This window comes from Yersinia frederiksenii ATCC 33641 (genome assembly GCF_000754805.1).
GTDB classification, from domain to species: Bacteria; Pseudomonadota; Gammaproteobacteria; order Enterobacterales; family Enterobacteriaceae; genus Yersinia; species Yersinia frederiksenii.
On the sequence record NZ_KN150731.1, the window covers coordinates 4,584,412 to 4,601,453 of the forward strand.

The following is a 17,042-nucleotide window of genomic DNA, read 5'->3' on the forward strand; positions in this document are numbered from 1 at the left end:
AAGGCCATCAAAGAAAACATGAAGTCACGCATGATAATTTTTTCTCCTTAGAAAGTATTAGTTTAACCATCTGTTTTTAATCTGTTTTTCATTTAAAAATAAAACAAATTAATGTATTTGATTAACAAGTAAATCTATTTATCTGTAAATGTTTAAGAGTTATTTAAATGACAAATTGGTAATAATAGGTACCCACATGATAAAAATAACGCAGTCAGAAATTTGATGAGATTAGTATTTTAAGTTTTTCTTTTTTTGTTAATTTGACTCAACCATATGCAACATAACATTAACAGTGACAAACTAATAAATATAAGGAGAGAGGTATGTTGGCGTTAATTGGTGTGCTCACCATTGCCACTTTGTTATTTTTCATCATGTCGAAACGCATGTCACCTCTGGTCGCCCTGATAGTTATTCCTATCATTGGTGCTTTGGTTGCGGGCAGCGGTACAGATACGGCGAAATATATTATTGAGGGAATTACCAAACTGGCTCCAATGGCGGCTATGTTTGTTTTTGCTATCACCTTTTTCGGTGTTATCACCGATGCAGGGATGTTCGATCCTATTATTCGTGGGATCTTGCGTTTTGTCGGTACCAATCCCGTTAAGATTATTATCGGTACCGGTATTTTGGCACTGATCGCCCATCTTGACGGCAATGGGGCCGTCACATTCCTCATTACTATTCCTACCATGCTGCCATTGTTTCATCGGCTAGGGATGGATAAGCGAATTTTAGTGGGGATCACCGCGTTAAGTGCGGGAGTCAACTTTCTGCCCTGGACCGGGCCGATGATTCGAGCCTCGGCTGCGTTAAATATTCCCACCCATGATCTGTTTATCCCGCTGATTCCTGCACAAATTTGCGGCCTGATATTCATGGTCGGAATGGGATGGTATTGGGGTAAGAAAGAAGAAAAACGGCTTGGTATTGCGCATTTCCAAATGGCTGCCGGCGATTTTTCACACAACAAAGAGTTAACTGATCAGGAAAAAACACTGCGCCGGCCTCACTTGTTTTGGTTGAATTTGGCACTGGTTATTGCGGTGATCGGCACGATGGTATTGACCCGAATTTCACCCACTGTGGCTTTTATGGTGGCCCTGACGGTGGCACTGATGATCAACTATCCCAACGTTGAGATGCAGAAAGAACGTATCAATGCCCATGCCAAAGCCGCACTAATGATGGCCAGTATCCTGTTCGCCGCTGGTGCATTCACTGGAATTATGGGAGGCACTGGCATGCTGAAGGCGATGTCAGAGGCTGCGGTTGGCTTTATGCCGGAATCCTTTGCTTCGCACATTCCTTTCATCGTCGGCTTGATTGCTATGCCACTCAGTTTGGTGTTTGACCCTGATTCATACTATTTCGGCATCATGCCGGTGATAGCTCATACCGTGCAATTGATGGGGATCCCAGCCATTCAGGTAGCACAGGCTTCGGTTCTGGGACAAATGACGACCGGTTTTGCGGTTAGCCCACTGACACCAGCTACTTTCCTGCTGGTGAGTCTGGCTGGAGTCGATTTGGCCGATCACCAGAAATTTTCTATCCCAGTCTTATGGGCCGCCAGTGTGATTATGACTTTTGCTGCGGCGATCACCGGTGTGTTCCCATTTTAATACTGCAACACATTGAATTGATAAATACTGAATGTAGTCACTAAGGATTAAGCATGAAGAAGATTAGGATTGGTTCGGGTGCTGGTTATGCCGGTGACCGTATAGAACCTGCAGTTGAATTGGCCGAGAAAGGCGATATCGATTATTTAGTATTCGAATGTCTGGCCGAGAGAACTATTGCCATTGGTCAAAAACAGAAACAGCAAGATGCCAGCAAAGGTTATAACGAATTACTGATCGACCGAATGCGCGCGGTATTACCTATTTGCATGGCTAAGGGTATTCGTATTGTCACCAATATGGGCTCGGCAAATCCCCAAGCTGCAGGGGAGGCCGTTATCGCTGTCGCACGAGAACTCAATTTGCCCAAGATTAAAGTCGCAGTCGTCGGCGGTGATGATGTGTTGGATACCTTGTTGTCGTTGAATCTGGCGCTGGACGAAGCGGGGGGGCCCGTCTTGCAGTCGGGAAAAGAGATCCTGTCGGCTAATGCATATATGGGGGCGGAAGGATTAGTTCAGGCTCTGAATGATAATGCTGACGTGGTAATTGCGGGCCGTGTTGCCGACCCATCGCTGTTTCTGTCAACAATGATTCACGCCTTCGGCTGGGCGACAGATGATTGGGATCGCCTTGGCAAAGGGACTTGCATCGGTCACCTGCTTGAGTGCGGCGGGCAGGTGACTGGTGGCTACTACGCCGACCCAGGATTTAAAGATGTTCCGAATCTGGCGCGGCTTGGTTTTCCTATTGCTGAAGTTAACGCTGAGGGTGACGCTATTATTACCAAGGTTGCCGGTTCAGGTGGTTGTGTCTGTGTCGATACTTGTAAAGAACAATTAATGTATGAAATTCACCGGCCAGATCGTTATCTGACACCAGACGTGGTCGCTGATTTTAGTCATGTTAGCTTCACTCAACAAGATAACGATGTTGTCAGAGTCAGTGGCGCTACGGGGATAGCACGGACTGATACATTGAAGGTATCTGTCGGCTATCAGGACGGTTTTATTGGTGAAGGTGAAATCGCCTATGCTGGACCAGGTGCGGTCACTCGTGGCCAATTAGCGCTGGATATCGTTCGGGAACGTTTTGATATTTGCCGTCTTGAACTATTCGAAACACGTTTTGATCTGATCGGTGTCAATGCATTACATGGTGGCCAACGGTCTCAGTGCAGTGAGCCTTACGAAGTTCGGGCGCGGGTTGCTGCACGTTGTCAGTCACGCCAAGAAGCCGTCAAGGTCGGTAACGAAGTGGAAACACTCTATACCAATGGCCCTGCTGGCGGTGGCGGTGTCATGAAATCGGTAAAAGAGATTCTGGCAATGGATTCGACTTTATTGCCACGAAAATATACTCAAGCGACGGTCATCTATTTGGAGAGTGCCCTATGAAATTACGTGAAATAGCTCATTCTCGTACTGGTGATAAAGGTAATATTTCTAATATTTCTTTAATTGCATATAACGCGAACGATTACGAAAAAATAAAATCAGCCGTCACTGCGGATAAAGTCAAAGATTGGTTTGGCGATATTGTTTTTGGTGATGTTGTTCGCTATGAACTTCCGGCAATCTCAGCACTGAATTTCGTGATGTATAACGCGCTAGGTGGCGGTGTTACTCGCTCTCTGGCGCTAGATATGCACGGAAAAAGCCTCAGTTCAGCGCTGATGGATATGGATATCTGAATTAATTGTCTTTGTAAAATAGTCACGATTATCCGGCAGAAGTCTCTTCTGCCCGGATAGTCGTGGCCTGAAAATGAATAAAGAGATATTTATGAAGAATAAAAACCTCGACGCTGTGCAATTTCGCGCTTTATTACATGATGGCATGTCTATTATGTTTGGCGGTTTTATGGGAATAGGTACACCTGAACATTTGGTCGCGGAAATAATAAAGTCTGGTGTAAAAGATCTGGTCTTGATTGGTAATGACACTGGATTTATCGATACCGGCGTCGGCCCTCTCATTGCTAATGGTCAGGTAAAAAAAGTGATTGCCTCACATATTGGTACTAATCCCGAAACGGGAAAGAAAATGATCAGCGGCGAGCTGGAAGTCGTGTTGGTACCCCAAGGTACACTGGTCGAACAAATTCGCGCAGGTGGTGCGGGTCTTGGTGGTTTCCTCACGCCAACAGGGGTTGGGACGGTGGTCGAGGAGGGCAAGCAAGTCTTAACTCTTGACGGCATTGTCTATCTGCTTGAACGCCCACTACGTGCCGACCTGGCCATACTTGAAGCCGGTCTTGCCGATCAGCAGGGTAATTTGATTTATCATCTGACCGCGCGCAACTTTAATCCATTGATGGCGCTAGCCGCAGATACAGTCGTGGCACAAATCGACACGATTGTATCTGTCGGGGAGTTAAATCCAGAAAATATCGTCACCCCCGGTGCACTGGTTGATCATTTGTATGTGGGAGTCAGCGCATGAATGCCAAAGAACGTATCGCGCGGCGCGTTGCGCTGGAATTACACGATGGTGATGTGGTTAATCTCGGTATTGGTTTACCGACCAAAGTCGCTAATTATCTTCCATCAGATATCAATGTCACCTTTCAATCCGAGAATGGCTTTTTAGGTCTTGGTCCTATCACCGAAGAAAACGCCAAACTGGTCAATGCTGGTGGGCAACTGTGCGGCATGACCCCAGGAGCGGCAATGTTTGACAGTGCCTTCTCCTTTGCTCTGATTCGTGGCGGTCACGTCGATGTTTGCGTTTTGGGTAGCTTACAAGTCGATGAACACGGCAGCTTGGCGAACTGGGTTGTACCGGGGAAAATGGTGCCCGGCATGGGGGGAGCGATGGATCTGGTGGTAGGTGCCAAGCGGGTGATCATCGCGATGGAACATTGTGCTAAAAACGGTGAGGCTAAACTTTTACGTGAATGTACCTATCCACTGACGGCTGTCGCAAAGGTTAGCAAAGTTATCACTGAACTGGGTGTATTCCGCTTTACCAATGGTCAGATGTTCCTTGATGAAATTAGCCCAGACGTGACATTGGAAGAGTTGCGCGCCAAAACTGAGGCGATATTTATTGTCTCTCCAACCCTTTGCCTGATGAAACAGCCGATGGTGGCACAATGAATAATTCTGTCGTGATTGTAAGCGCTAAGCGCACTGCCATCGGTAAGTTTTCCGGCAGCCTTGCAAATACCTCTGCAGTTGCTCTCGGTGCGGCAACTGTGCGGGCGAATTTGTCCGAGCTACCTGAGCATATCCAGATTGATGAAGTTATTCTTGGCAATGTGCTTCAGGCGGGTCTTGGGCAGAATCCGGCGCATCAGGTCACTCGTACTGCGGGACTTAATGACACCATTCCCTCATTAACCATCAATAAAGTTTGTGGCTCAGGGCTAAAAAGTGTGGTGATGGGCGCTCAATCTATTTTGAGTGGTGATAATCAGGTTTGTCTAACTGGCGGCATGGAAAATATGAGTGCCGCGCCGTATTTATTGGAAAAAGCACGTCAGGGCTATCGGATGGGGGATGGCAAACTGATTGATGTGTTGATCCGTGACGGCTTGTGGTGCGCCTTTAATGATTTCCACATGGGGGTCACGGCAGAAAATATTGCCCGTCGTTATCAATTTAGTCGTCAGGAACAAGATCAAGTTGCGGTAGATTCACAGCGTAAGGCCAGTGCAGCCATACAAGCGGGCTATTTCAATGATGAAATTGTGCCGCTGACGCTAATGGTGAAAAAAGAGCCGAGGATTTTCGAGCGTGATGAATTCCTTCGTATTGACACCACGCTAGAGTCTCTTGCGAAATTACGTCCTGCGTTCGAACCTGATGGCACAGTTACCGCAGGCAATGCTTCTGGCATTAACGATGCATCTGCCACTTTGATACTGATGTCAGAACAGGCTGCTCGCGCACAGGGCATAACCCCGCTTGCCCGCATCCGTAGTTGGGCATCTGCCGGGGTTGGCTCTGATGTTATGGGGCTGGGGCCAATACCCGCGACACAAAAAGCGTTGATGAAAGCCGGAATGACTGTTGCAGATCTCGATTTAATTGAAGCTAACGAAGCCTTCGCGGCGCAGTATCTGGCAGTCCAACGTGATTTGGCTCTGGATCCGCAGAAGGTTAATGTCAACGGCGGTGCTATCGCGCTAGGTCACCCAATCGGAGCCAGTGGTGCGCGGATCCTTGTCACGCTAGTACATGCGCTGAGAAATCGAGATAAAACGACGGGGCTGGCAACATTATGCATCGGTGGTGGTCAAGGTATTGCAATGGTTATTGAACGGATTTAAAAACGCGTTGTAGGATACAGAGCAAAAATAGAGAGGGTTTCTGGATGAAGAAACCTTCATTTTTTTATCTCTAAATATGGGCGCCATCATAGAAGAACAGCAAATAGAAACACCGATTTATAGCTATGCTTGTTTGAGTATGGCGTTGACCAAACAGCTTGAGGAAGTAGACTATCTGGCTGATATGCTCCTGATCAGATGATCAATTGAGATTTAAGGCAGATGAAATTTCTGTCTGGCGAGTAAAGCAGGTAAGATAAGCCTATTGAGTCTGGTCACCAGCAATTGAATTTGTGTAAAACTTAAGTGAAGGTGTAAAAATGGATAATGCAATTAAGCCGACTTTCCAGGACGTTTTGGAGTTTGTGCGTATGTTTCGTCGCAAAAACAAGTTGCAGCGTGAAATCGTTGATAACGAAAAGAAAATCCGTGATAACCAAAAACGCGTTCTGTTGCTCGATAACCTGAGTGATTACATCAAGCCAGGCATGAGCATTGAAGAAATTCAGGCCATTATCGCTGATATGCGTACCGCTTACGAAGATCGTGTTGATGAATACACCATCAAAAATGCTGATCTGTCTAAAGAACGTCGTGAGCTGTCGAAAAAACTGAAAGCGATGGGTGAAGTGAAGTAATTTCACTCGCGTTAAACGAAAAGGCTGGTATTGATTACCAGCCTTTTTTGTTGCTTAAAATAGTGTTTAATTTGATGGTTTGTCTGGTCGCAAGAAACGCAGTGCCGGAATATTAACCCCTTTAATAAAGATAAAGGCCAGCAGCAACGAGCCCCACAAGGCCATGGTGATATAGCTACTAACCCCCATAATATTCAGCCCGCTCTCTAGCATTTGCAGTAAGAACAGCGCCAGCACAATGCCGAAAATCTTACCAAACCCGCCATCCGGATTCACGCCACCTAATACCGTGGCCAAAATAGTGATAAGCAACAGTGACTCACCGTAAGATGCTTTAGCCGAGTTCAGTTTTGACATCATCAACAACGCAGCAACGGCGCACAGCAGTGATGAAATCACATACACCCAAATTAGCGTGCGGCGAGTGTTAATTCCGGAGAAAAAGGTGGCTTTTTCATTGGATCCAGACAAATAGATCTGGCGGCCCAAAGGGGTTTTAGCCAGTATTAGCCAGATAATCGCCGCCACAACGATAAACAGGTAGAGCGGCACTGGGACACCGAGAAAATAGCTGCGATCCAGCGCCAGTACATAATTCGGAAAGTTAGAAATAGCCGAGCCTTTGGAGATAAGCACATTCACACCTTTGAGCAAGGTCATGATGCCCAGAGTTGCCAGAATAGGAGATACCCGGACAATCGAGATAAGTATCCCATTAATCAGCCCGACCACTAAGGCGATTGATGCCCCGGCTAACAGCATCAAAATCATTGAACTGAAGGTTGGCTCCAGATGGGTGCAAACCCAGGCCATGACCAGTGCACTGGCATTGGCAGTGGCAATAATGGATAAGTTAATCCCGCCGGTTAGCATGGTGATAGCCATTGCCAGTGTTAATACCCCAGCCACTGGGATTTGTGATGCAATGGACTGGAAGTTAGCTGCAGACCAAAAAACCTGCGGAATTAGCACACTGAATACCACCCCAACCAGCACCAACAGTGCTACCAGCCAGCGTTCGGTATGATCACGTTGAGTTGTTTTCGACATGGTTATATCCCTACCTTATGACGTTGGCCCCAGGCCGTCACACTGATGCTGATGACAATGACCAAACCGATAACCACGGTATGCCAGTACGACGAAATACCCAGTAAATTCAAACCATTTTGCAATATTGCCAGTAAAATCACCCCTAACAAGGTCCCGGTTAGGGTGCCACGCCCGCCGACAATGCTGGTTCCCCCCAGAACGACGGCTGCCAGCACTGTTAGCTCATAACCGAGCAGTGAATCAGGTGCTACCGTCAATACGGTATAGGACTGCACCACACCGGCAATACCGGACAAAAAGCCCATATAACCATAGACAAACAGTTGCAGTTTGAGAATGCTGAAACCCATACGTGATGCCGCTTCCTGATTGCCACCCAGTGCATAAATTTGGCGGCCAATGCTGGTACGAGTCATCAATAGGGCAGTGACAATAATGGTGGTCAATAGCGTCAGAATAGGTAATGAGAGGCCATAGTCATAGCCATCCGCCGCGGTGAACGAGAATAACATTGGCCCATGCTCAAACCATTCTGGATAGGTATACAGCCAGACGCCTCGGCTGAGATACAGCAATAATCCATAGAATATATTCAGCGTAGAAATAGTAATAATGATGGATGGTACGCGCAGGCGGTTAACCAACAGCGCATTTATCAGCCCCAATAATAAGCCAATCCCTCCCGCTAACGCGAAAGCCACCGGGAAATTACCACCAAACTTCACAATTAAGGTCACCATGACATATTGAGAAATAATGGTCATGGCCGGGAATGAAATATCAATACCGCCAGAAATCAATACGATAAATAACCCGCAAGCCAGAATGGTCAACATGGCATAGTTATTTATCAAATCATAAATATTGGCGAGCGTCAGAAAATCCGGGCTGGTGAAAGCAAGATAAGTCGAAATAATCAATATAGTGAAAGCCAACATCACTTCATGGCGTTTCAGTTGTTCTTTATTAAATAGAGCTGATTTAGTCACATCAGGTTTATTAACTGCATGGGGGTTAGCCATTTACTACCTCCGCAATGGCTGCTTCGCTGCTGTTACCTGGCAAAAACTCCTGCACAAGCTGCCCGGACCGCATGACTAAAATACGGTGGCTGTTAAAGTAAGCTTCATCAATTTCATCACAAACCATCAATACCGCGATCCCTCGTGCAGCCAGTGCATTGATAATATTATAAATACCGGCTTTGTTAGCGATATCGACCCCGACGGTCGGAGAGTCGAGGATCAGTATTTGTGGCTCGGTCGCCAGCCATTTGGCAATGGCAATACGCTGTGCATTACCGCCGGATAACGTATTGACCGGCAAGTCACTGTTACCGATTTTGATCGACAGGTGTTTGACCATATCTTCCACCAAGGTGTCGACCCGCTCAGAGCGCATTAGGTGGACAGCATTTTTCAGCCGATGCAAAACGGTGGCGCTGATATTGTCGCGAATGGATTGTTCCATAATCAGCCCAGTGCTCATTCGGTCTTCCGAGACATAGCCGACACCGGCCGCAATAGCATCACGGTTACTGGCAAAAATCATCGGTTTATCATTAATACGAATGGTACCCGACTCCGGCGTGGTTAAACCGAATAGGCTGAGGCACAGTTCGGTGCGGCCAGAACCCAGCAACCCCACCAACGAAACAATTTCGCCGGGGTGCAAAGTCAGTGAAATATTGTGGTATTCATTGCTGCGGGAAAGCTCTTCCACAGCCAGTACCGGCGGGCGGGCAGCGCTATAGGGAGGCAGTACCTGAAAATCAAATTTCATACCGGTCATCAACCAAGCCAGCCGCGCGTTATCTACCTCAGCTGCAGGATAGGTACCGACCCAATCACCATCTTTCAGCACAGTGATACGGTCTGAAATCTCTAATACCTCACTTAACCGGTGACTGACAAATACCACGCAGATATTGCGTGATTTTAGTTCGTGCACCACTCGCAATAAGCCATTAACTTCTTGGCGGGTTAGCGAGGCGGTAGGTTCATCCATAATAATCAGGCGGGCATCTTGCGCCAGAGCGCGGCAAATGGCGACCAACTGTTTTTGGGCAATAGGTAAATTCTCAACCAATTCATCCAGATCAAGATGGGCATCAATGCTATTGATGACGTGCTCGGCTGTCTCCCGCATCTGGCGTTTATTCACCCATAAATGATGGTGATAATGGTTCATGGCGATATTCTCAGCCACCGTCAGGTTTGGGAATAATGACAAATCTTGATAAATAACCTGAATCCCCAGACGAACGGACTCAATTGGTGTCAGGGTCGAATAGGTTTTGCTATCAATAGTCATCGCGGCATCTATATCGGGTTGATAGACGCCAGAAATAATCTTGATCAGTGTCGATTTACCACAACCGTTCTGCCCTGCAAGGCAATGAACCTCACCCGGTAGCAGAGTCATAGCGACCTTATTTAGCGCCTTGACGCCATAAAAAGTTTTACTGATATTTTCCAGGGTAATGAATGGCTGCATACATACATCCTCTTGATTCTGTTGGCTATTAATGGCAGAGCCGGAGACAATCCCCGGCTCTGCGATAACACAAAGAATCAATACAGCGAATCGACGTTATCTTTGGTAACCCGCAGCACATTGTGGAACTGAATCAGACGCTTATCCTGATCAACTTCCGCTTTGCCTACTCCCGGAATTTCCATACCGGTCTCGATCTTTTCACCTTTCAGTACTTTGTCAGCCACGGCTGTCAACGCATAACCGGCAGAGCCTGGGTCATAGGTGACGCCCATAGCGATATCACCACTTTTAACCAGTGAAGCGGCTTGAGATGGAATCATCATGCCGAACACATGCACGTTGTTTTTCGCCCGTTTTTCTTTCACAGCACGACCGGCACCAATCGGGCCTTGTGAACCGAAAGCAACAATGCCTTTCAAGTCACTGTGTGCCTTCATCAAGTCCAGTGTGGTGCGGCGTGAATCATCAATGCTCTCAGCAACAGGCATACGGCTGGTCACTTCAAACATGTCTGGATAGTGTTCTTTCTGATATTTAACGAACAAATCTGCCCACAGATTATGTTGTGGCACGGTCAGGCTACCAACATAAATGACATAACCACCTTTGCCGCCCATAGCTTTCGCCATCTCTTCAACGTTATCTGCGGCGAATTTGGCGTTATCAATGATTTCGATATCCCAGTTGGCGCTTGGCTGTCCCGGTGATTCGTTGGTTAACACCACGATACCGGCCTCACGGGCTTTCTTGAATACCGGCTCCAGCACATCGGCGTCGTTCGGTACAATGCTGATAGCGCTGACTTTTTTGGCAATTAAATCTTCGATGATTTTAACTTGTTGAGGTGCATCGGTGCTGGATGGGCCGACCTGATAGGCTTTGATACCCAGGTCCTTACCGGCATGTTCCACACCTTCACCCATGCGGTTAAACCACGGCATACCTGCGATTTTCGAGATATTGACCACTTCGACTTCTTGCGCCAGTGCGCTACCTGAGCACATCATCATGCTGAGCAGGCTGGCAGCCAGTAAGGTTTTTACACTCAATTTTTTCATCTAAAGCTCCAAGAGCGGGTGTAGGTTGAGGTTATCGTTATTTCCTGCGGTGTAAGTGCAATATTCTTAGTTTTTATTACATGAGTTTTATTTATGTTTTTAAAAAAATGAAGATTTAACAGGAACCAGATTTTACATCTGTACTACATTTCCTGTAGATGGACTCTAATACTCCGGTAGCTATTTTCCCCATATCTTTGAATGCTATTTACATGGACAAAATAGCTGCTTTCCCTGTTTGTGACTGGGGTCATGATTCTGAGGGGCAAGGTAATGAGAATTACAGAAAAATGGTACTCGAAAGGGGAATAACAATGCTATTAACATGGACATTGTCACCTGGTTAAGGCTTGATAGTTTAACTATGACGCAGGACTGAATAGCTGCCTATCTGGCTATCGCACTCCACCGGGTACCATAGTTAATAGGTGTTGGCGTGGATAATTTTGCGTGATGCCGCGTTGCTGTAATTGCCAATATAACTTTTCGACATCATGCCGTTGGCGGTTTAACAGCAAACCGACCACACTGCCGCTGTGGGCTACATTCAGGCCATATAAATCCAGCTCTTCGACTAACTCTAACAAGGCGGCAAAGTCGGGTTTGACTAGCAAGTGCTGGCTAGCTCGAGCACTGAGTGTGGCGGCTTGACCTAACAAGGAGCAATCGTGCTGGCCAGCAGCTTGCGCAAATAATTGCCATGCTTGTTCCAAAGCAGTGGCACTTGCCAACAATGCTGTCTGGCGATCACGGCGATGGTAATCTTCGGTGCTGAGAATATGCGGGCTTTCCAGTAGCAGAATATCTACCTTGGGCTGCCAGTCATAAGAAATTTGCGTGGCGGCGGTTTGGTGGTCAAATAAGGTCAGTTGCTGAAATAAGGTGCTATCCGTGGGTTCAAGGCTAACACATAGCGCGGCCAGCGCGGCCTCATCAAGTGTTTCGCCCAAATGACGCGCGGTGGCCATTGCGGTGGCGGCAATATCTGCGGTACTGCTGGCTAGCCCTTTTGCCACTGGAATGGTGGACTCAAAACTGATGTGCAGGTCACGGGCCATCTCCACGGGCAGCTCGAAATGGGCCAGTACCGCCACCAGCATTTGGCGCATGCGTGGCCGCTCATGTTGACCTGGCACGCCGTTACTGACGGATACGGTGCTGAACCAGTTGACTGGGCAGGAAATCAGCTTCTCGCCACCTAATATCCAGCCCTGAATCAACTCGCCACAGGAGGCCGGGCAACGGGCTTCAGCCATGGCCAAAAACCTGCTGCATGGCGGTGATGAGCTGTTGGTTATCCGCAGCACTTTTAATGGCGACACGGTAGTGGTCGCGTGTCAGACCGGGGTAGTTTGCACAATGGCGGATCAGAATATGGTGCTGTAATAGTGCTTGTTGCAGGTCAATTTCTGGCCTCAGGCAGCGCAGGAAAATATAGTTTGCCGTCCCTTGCCACACCTGCAATGCCGCTATCTGACACAATTCCTGATATAACCAGTTCTGTTGCTGTGCTAGCCATTGATGAGTGGCTTGAATATAAGGTTGGTCATCGAGAATAATCTCACCCGCCAGAGCGGCAAATGCATTGATAGTCCAAGGCTCGCGCTGCTGTTTCATTTGCCGGATACCCGCTAGATCACCACTGAGCAAGTAACCCAAGCGCAGGCCCGGAATAGCAAAAAACTTGGTTAGTGAGCGCAATACATATAAGCGAGGAAAATCAGCTAATTGAGGCGTTAGCCCCGGCGCATCTGGCAGAAAGTCGATAAAAGCTTCGTCGACAATCAGGGCAATCTGCTGTTGATGGCAACACTGCACAATGGCTTGCAATAGCGCAGTATCTGGCATCAGGCCGGTTGGGTTGTTTGGCGTCGCTAGGAATAGACAATCAGGGCGCTGTTTTTCCAAAACGGTGAGTAAACGCTCATCGGGTTGGTAGCCGTCAGCTTCGCTCATATCATAATCGTGAATCTGGCAGCCCATGCGATGGAGGGCGCGGCGGTACTCCGCAAAGCCGGGTGTCAGCAGCATTGCTGTTCGAGGTTGCAGATACTCGACTACCGCATAAATTAATTCGGTGGCGCCATTACCCGCCATGATGTTTTCCGGCAAGCAATGGTGGGCGCGAGCCAGTGCGCTGTGTAATTGGCGATACTCAACATCAGGATAGTGTTCAGCACGTGCTAACTGCTCAACAATGGCAACCTTTAAAGCATCCGGCATTCCCAACGGATTGATATTGGCACTGAAATCAATGATGTTTGCTGCATCAGTCCCGATTTTCAGTGCCATTTCCAGTACATTCCCACCATGCTCACTCATCGCTACATTAAACCCCTATTTAGCTTGTGTGTTCAGAGTATCATACCCTTCGTACTTGAAGCTGTAGGGTTGTTAGCGGTATTTGTCATCCGAATCACTGACTTGTCGTTGGCATGACATAAGTCAGTGATTCGGGATGACCTTAAGGGCTGTCAACCTACAATTCCAATTGCTTTGGGTCTATAAGCGAGGGAATTGAATTTAGCGACAACACTTCCGGTGTGAATGCCAGTATCTCCCGCAGGCGAACCACCTCACCAATAACAATCAGAGCAGGGGCCGATAAACCTTGAGCGGCGACCTGATCTGCCAGCGTGATCAGTGTGCCGCTAGCGACTTGCTGCTGCAGATGGCTGGCGTACATCACCACCGCGGCAGGTGTAGTTGGCGCTTTTCCCCCAGCGATCAATTGTTGGCAAATTGCCGCCAGCTGCGTCATCCCCATCAGGATAACCAGAGTACCTTCCAATTTGGCTAGTGTTGCCCAATCTTGCGGCTCATTACCTTGGCGCAAGTGGCCGGTTATCACATGAAAACCGGAAGCATAGTCCCGGTGAGTCACCGGGATCCCGGCATAGGCCAACCCGCCGATAGCAGAGCTTATCCCCGGTATCACTTCAAATGGAATATGTGCTAGCGCCAGCGCTTCGGCTTCTTCCCCTCCGCGCCCGAACACATAAGGATCTCCGCCTTTGAGTCGCACTACATTTAATCCGCGCTGCGCGCAATCAACCAGAATCTGATTGATCTCTGGCTGCGGGACTAAGTGGTGATTAGGATTTTTGCCCACATTAATCATTTCACAGCCATCTGGGGCTTCAGCCAGCAATTCGGCGCAGACCAAACGGTCATATACCAGAGCTTGAGCCCGACGAATGGCTTGTAATCCCTTTACGGTAATCAGCGCTGCATCCCCTGGCCCTGCGCCCACTAGCCAAACTTTCCCACGTTTCATATTGTTTCTCATTGTATGGCGAGGGCCGGTTGTACCGGCAGATGCAGTGCCACGCGCAGAACATCGCGGGCAATCATTAATTCTTCATTGGTATTGACGATGGCAATTTTTACTGGGGCATGATCCTGCTGGATAAAGAACTGATTTTTTTGGTTTTTCTCTTCATCCAGTTCAATACCAAGAAACGCCAGTTCACGACATATTTGCTGACGGGCAACACGGGCATTTTCGCCAATTCCGCCGGTAAAGATCAGTGCATCGATCCCGCCCAGTTGCACAATATAGCTGCCAATTACAGCACGAATTCGTTCGGCAAATAGCTCAAGAGCAACAGCCGCACGAGGGTTGCCGTTGCTGGCGGCTTGCTCTACATCGCGGTAATCATGCGAGATGCCGGAGATCCCCAATAAACCGGATTGGTTGTTGATCAGATGGTTAATTTCGGCTGCACTTTTCCCTTCAGTTTGCTGAATAAAAGGCAGTATTGAGGGGTCAATATCGCCACTGCGGGTACCCATCATGATACCCGCCTGCGGGGTAAATCCCATGGAGGTATTCACCGAGCGCCCATTACCAATGGCACAAATACTGGAGCCGTTACCTAGGTGGCAGGAAACAATTCGCAACGCTTCCAAGGGCCGCCCCATCCGTTCGGCACAGACCGCGCTGACATATTTATGGCTGGTGCCGTGGAAGCCGTAGCGACGAATACCCAGCTCTTCATAGTAGCGCCACGGCAGCGGGTAGAGATAAGAGGTCTGGCTGAGTGTTTGGTGAAATGCGGTATCAAACACCGCCACGGCGCTGGCATGGGGCAGGGCTTGTTGAAACACGCGGATACCCAAAGCATTAACCGGGTTATGCAATGGGGCCAGAGTGCCAAGTTGTTCAATTTTATCCAGCACTTGCGCAGTGATCAGCACGGAATCGGCAAACGCTTCGCCCCCGTGCGCAACACGATGGCCGACGCCACTGATTTCATCCAGCGAATCAATAATATTGTGTTCAATAAGCGCCTTAAGCAAGTGCTCAGCACCTTGGCGGCAATCAGCTATTGGTAGGGTTTCCCGCCATTTCACATCACCAACCCGTAGGTTAAACACCGCATCATCCATGCCGATGCGCTCGATTAATCCCTGACACAGTACCTGCTCATTACCTTGGCCAGTCTGCTCAGTTAGCATGGAAAACAGCTGAAATTTCAACGAAGAACTGCCGGCGTTAATCGCCATAATCTTACCGGACATTCGACTCTCCAGAATGATTCAAAAATGTCATAAGGTCAGTTAACCCCTCGCCTGTGAGCGCCGAGGTAACAAAAATATGTGGTGCGCCCGCTTGAGTCAGGCAATCCGCCGCCCAGGCCAGTTGGTCAGGGTGGCTGGCGGTGTCGGCTTTGCTGATAATGCCGATTACCGGTCGGTTGAAAACCTGCGCCAACAGGGGGGCGAACCAGCTTTGGGTGGCATCGGCGTTTTGCACCAATCCGACCACATCGGCCTCACAAGCGCTGGCCAGTAACGCACTGTATAGACAGCGGTTTTCCAGATACTCACCCGGTGTATCGATGGCATTGTCCTGCCAGATAATGGACTGGGTTTTCTGGTAATTGAGCGCCTCGCCCTGCAAGCGCTGAATCAGCGAGGTTTTGCCACACTGACTAGGGCCAATTAACATGATGCGCTGCATGGCATCAGGTCCGAGTCATCGGGCAAGCAGTAAACTTCATCATGTCGCCCAAAGTGTGAATCACCTGTTTGAGTGCATACTCCACCGCAGAAACATCGCCGGTAAACACTACCGCACCAGTAAAACGGTCGATAAAACCAATCTCAACTGCGCCGGATTTAGTGGCAATATCACTGGCAATAATCGAGGCTTCACTGGGGGTGATGGTCAAAATACCAATGGCGCTGCTGACATCGTTTAACCCCAATTTTTTATAAAGTGCCTTATTGGGATTGGCTATCAGATGCGCGAGGGTTATCTGTTTGCCGGGAACATATTCCTGAATTACGCGCTCGGGGGTGCTGTTCGCTTCCATCATGCCTCCTGAACTAACTGACGCCACAGCGCCTCATGGGGCCGTGGGATCACGGCGCTGTAAACCAATAATCCCTTTTCACCAGCACACTGACTGGCCACATCCACGGCGGTTTGCACATCGGCAATATCACCACTGAGCACTTGGTAGCATTTTCCGCCAATGCCAAACGCCATATGAATACGCACCAAAGTGACATTAGCCGCCTTGACTGCGCGATCGGCTGCGGTAATACAGGCCGCCACGCTCCAGGTTTCGACAACGCCTGCCGCTTGACGGTTTTCCACCGGATTCAAGCCGCTGATGGCCGGTAATACGGAGGGATGAAGGTTGGGGAGCACGATGCTATCGACTAATAAATGGCCGCTGTGTCGCTCGCCATTTTGTACTGATTGGCTGACTGCGCCGATATCACCTCCCACCATCAGCAGATACTTGCCGGGGCACAGGGTTTTGCTTACCAGCAGGTTGACGTTGGCACTTTTTAGCATCAAATCGCAGACTTCCATCCCTTTGGCGATACTGCTTAATTCAACAATTCCAATGGCTTGTGACATGCCCATTCCT

General features: G+C 48.5%; 18 protein-coding genes. 7 read left to right on the top strand and 11 right to left on the bottom strand.

Annotated elements, in window-relative coordinates; all coding sequences use genetic code 11:
* Nucleotides 1–326 precede the first annotated feature (326 nt).
* From DJ58_RS01715 to tmaR, 7 genes are all read left to right on the top strand, one after another.
* On the top strand, nucleotides 327–1,631 hold the full coding sequence (locus DJ58_RS01715) for a CitMHS family transporter (protein ID WP_004711134.1): 1,305 nt from the start codon (nucleotides 327–329) through the stop codon (nucleotides 1,629–1,631).
* 53 nt (nucleotides 1,632–1,684) lie between these two features.
* A complete protein-coding gene (locus DJ58_RS01710) occupies nucleotides 1,685–3,028 on the top strand; it encodes an acyclic terpene utilization AtuA family protein (protein ID WP_004711135.1) in 1,344 nt (447 codons plus the stop codon).
* On the top strand, nucleotides 3,025–3,324 hold the full coding sequence (locus DJ58_RS01705; protein WP_032911597.1) for an AtuA-related protein: 300 nt from the start codon (nucleotides 3,025–3,027) through the stop codon (nucleotides 3,322–3,324). Before DJ58_RS01710 ends, DJ58_RS01705 begins: the two co-directional genes overlap by 4 nt.
* A 91-nt stretch (nucleotides 3,325–3,415) precedes the next feature.
* A complete protein-coding gene (atoD, locus tag DJ58_RS01700; RefSeq protein WP_032911599.1) occupies nucleotides 3,416–4,075 on the top strand; it encodes an acetate CoA-transferase subunit alpha in 660 nt (219 codons plus the stop codon).
* The gene (locus tag DJ58_RS01695) at nucleotides 4,072–4,731 is read left to right on the top strand and encodes a 3-oxoacid CoA-transferase subunit B (protein ID WP_032911600.1); all 660 of its coding nucleotides are present in this window, start codon (nucleotides 4,072–4,074) and stop codon (nucleotides 4,729–4,731) included. Before atoD ends, DJ58_RS01695 begins: the two co-directional genes overlap by 4 nt.
* Nucleotides 4,728–5,906 (top strand): acetyl-CoA C-acetyltransferase, encoded by a 1,179-nt coding sequence (locus DJ58_RS01690; protein WP_032911601.1) that lies wholly within the window; start codon nucleotides 4,728–4,730, stop codon nucleotides 5,904–5,906. Before DJ58_RS01695 ends, DJ58_RS01690 begins: the two co-directional genes overlap by 4 nt.
* A gap of 320 nt (nucleotides 5,907–6,226) precedes the next feature.
* Entirely contained in the window at nucleotides 6,227–6,544 is a 318-nt protein-coding gene (gene tmaR, locus DJ58_RS01685) for a PTS system regulator TmaR (protein WP_004711143.1), read from the top strand.
* A 66-nt stretch (nucleotides 6,545–6,610) separates the two neighbouring features.
* Here the strand turns inward: tmaR and DJ58_RS01680 are convergent, their stop codons facing one another.
* The 11 genes from DJ58_RS01680 to DJ58_RS01630 form a co-directional block, all read right to left on the bottom strand.
* Nucleotides 6,611–7,594 (bottom strand): ABC transporter permease, encoded by a 984-nt coding sequence (locus DJ58_RS01680; RefSeq protein WP_004711144.1) that lies wholly within the window; start codon nucleotides 7,592–7,594, stop codon nucleotides 6,611–6,613.
* 2 nt (nucleotides 7,595–7,596) lie between these two features.
* Nucleotides 7,597–8,619, bottom strand: a complete 1,023-nt coding sequence (locus DJ58_RS01675) for an ABC transporter permease (RefSeq protein WP_080544659.1) — start codon at nucleotides 8,617–8,619, stop codon at nucleotides 7,597–7,599.
* Nucleotides 8,612–10,093, bottom strand: coding sequence for a sugar ABC transporter ATP-binding protein (locus DJ58_RS01670; RefSeq protein WP_004711147.1), 1,482 nt, complete (start codon nucleotides 10,091–10,093; stop codon nucleotides 8,612–8,614). Before DJ58_RS01670 ends, DJ58_RS01675 begins: the two co-directional genes overlap by 8 nt.
* Before the next feature lie 77 nt (nucleotides 10,094–10,170).
* Nucleotides 10,171–11,106 (bottom strand): autoinducer 2 ABC transporter substrate-binding protein, encoded by a 936-nt coding sequence (locus tag DJ58_RS01665; protein ID WP_226977672.1) that lies wholly within the window; start codon nucleotides 11,104–11,106, stop codon nucleotides 10,171–10,173.
* Nucleotides 11,107–11,549: 443 nt separating this feature from the next.
* Nucleotides 11,550–12,410, bottom strand: coding sequence for a GHMP family kinase ATP-binding protein (locus tag DJ58_RS01660; RefSeq protein ID WP_032911603.1), 861 nt, complete (start codon nucleotides 12,408–12,410; stop codon nucleotides 11,550–11,552).
* Nucleotides 12,403–13,476: a threonine-phosphate decarboxylase CobD gene (cobD, locus tag DJ58_RS01655; protein WP_004711152.1), complete on the bottom strand. Its 1,074-nt coding sequence runs from the start codon at nucleotides 13,474–13,476 to the stop codon at nucleotides 12,403–12,405. The genes DJ58_RS01660 and cobD overlap by 8 nt, the downstream gene beginning before the upstream one ends.
* A gap of 157 nt (nucleotides 13,477–13,633) precedes the next feature.
* The gene (gene cobA, locus DJ58_RS01650) at nucleotides 13,634–14,431 is read right to left on the bottom strand and encodes a uroporphyrinogen-III C-methyltransferase (RefSeq protein WP_004711153.1); all 798 of its coding nucleotides are present in this window, start codon (nucleotides 14,429–14,431) and stop codon (nucleotides 13,634–13,636) included.
* Nucleotides 14,432–14,439: 8 nt separating this feature from the next.
* Nucleotides 14,440–15,678 (bottom strand): acetate/propionate family kinase, encoded by a 1,239-nt coding sequence (locus DJ58_RS01645; RefSeq protein ID WP_032911604.1) that lies wholly within the window; start codon nucleotides 15,676–15,678, stop codon nucleotides 14,440–14,442.
* Entirely contained in the window at nucleotides 15,668–16,120 is a 453-nt protein-coding gene (locus tag DJ58_RS01640) for a EutP/PduV family microcompartment system protein (protein ID WP_004711158.1), read from the bottom strand. Before DJ58_RS01640 ends, DJ58_RS01645 begins: the two co-directional genes overlap by 11 nt.
* 4 nt (nucleotides 16,121–16,124) lie before the next feature.
* Entirely contained in the window at nucleotides 16,125–16,475 is a 351-nt protein-coding gene (gene pduU, locus DJ58_RS01635) for a propanediol utilization microcompartment protein PduU (RefSeq protein ID WP_005157716.1), read from the bottom strand.
* Complete coding sequence (locus DJ58_RS01630; protein WP_032911605.1) at nucleotides 16,475–17,032, bottom strand: BMC domain-containing protein; 558 nt, start codon at nucleotides 17,030–17,032, stop codon at nucleotides 16,475–16,477. The genes pduU and DJ58_RS01630 overlap by 1 nt, the downstream gene beginning before the upstream one ends.
* Nucleotides 17,033–17,042: the final 10 nt, after the last annotated feature.

Excerpts from the sequence above, each read along its gene's own strand:
- DJ58_RS01715 (WP_004711134.1), top strand. The coding sequence starts at position 327 with ATGTTGGCGTTAATTGGTGTGCTCACCATTGCCACTTTGTTATTTTTC.
- DJ58_RS01710 (WP_004711135.1), top strand. The coding sequence starts at position 1,685 with ATGAAGAAGATTAGGATTGGTTCGGGTGCTGGTTATGCCGGTGACCGT.
- DJ58_RS01705 (WP_032911597.1), top strand. The coding sequence starts at position 3,025 with ATGAAATTACGTGAAATAGCTCATTCTCGTACTGGTGATAAAGGTAAT.
- atoD (WP_032911599.1), top strand. The coding sequence starts at position 3,416 with ATGAAGAATAAAAACCTCGACGCTGTGCAATTTCGCGCTTTATTACAT.
- DJ58_RS01695 (WP_032911600.1), top strand. The coding sequence starts at position 4,072 with ATGAATGCCAAAGAACGTATCGCGCGGCGCGTTGCGCTGGAATTACAC.
- DJ58_RS01690 (WP_032911601.1), top strand. The coding sequence starts at position 4,728 with ATGAATAATTCTGTCGTGATTGTAAGCGCTAAGCGCACTGCCATCGGT.
- tmaR (WP_004711143.1), top strand. The coding sequence starts at position 6,227 with ATGGATAATGCAATTAAGCCGACTTTCCAGGACGTTTTGGAGTTTGTG.
- DJ58_RS01680 (WP_004711144.1), bottom strand. The coding sequence starts at position 7,594 with ATGTCGAAAACAACTCAACGTGATCATACCGAACGCTGGCTGGTAGCA.
- DJ58_RS01675 (WP_080544659.1), bottom strand. The coding sequence starts at position 8,619 with ATGGCTAACCCCCATGCAGTTAATAAACCTGATGTGACTAAATCAGCT.
- DJ58_RS01670 (WP_004711147.1), bottom strand. The coding sequence starts at position 10,093 with ATGCAGCCATTCATTACCCTGGAAAATATCAGTAAAACTTTTTATGGC.
- DJ58_RS01665 (WP_226977672.1), bottom strand. The coding sequence starts at position 11,106 with ATGATGATGTGCTCAGGTAGCGCACTGGCGCAAGAAGTCGAAGTGGTC.
- DJ58_RS01660 (WP_032911603.1), bottom strand. The coding sequence starts at position 12,410 with ATGGCTGAAGCCCGTTGCCCGGCCTCCTGTGGCGAGTTGATTCAGGGC.
- cobD (WP_004711152.1), bottom strand. The coding sequence starts at position 13,476 with ATGAGTGAGCATGGTGGGAATGTACTGGAAATGGCACTGAAAATCGGG.
- cobA (WP_004711153.1), bottom strand. The coding sequence starts at position 14,431 with ATGAAACGTGGGAAAGTTTGGCTAGTGGGCGCAGGGCCAGGGGATGCA.
- DJ58_RS01645 (WP_032911604.1), bottom strand. The coding sequence starts at position 15,678 with ATGTCCGGTAAGATTATGGCGATTAACGCCGGCAGTTCTTCGTTGAAA.
- DJ58_RS01640 (WP_004711158.1), bottom strand. The coding sequence starts at position 16,120 with ATGCAGCGCATCATGTTAATTGGCCCTAGTCAGTGTGGCAAAACCTCG.
- pduU (WP_005157716.1), bottom strand. The coding sequence starts at position 16,475 with ATGGAAGCGAACAGCACCCCCGAGCGCGTAATTCAGGAATATGTTCCC.
- DJ58_RS01630 (WP_032911605.1), bottom strand. The coding sequence starts at position 17,032 with ATGTCACAAGCCATTGGAATTGTTGAATTAAGCAGTATCGCCAAAGGG.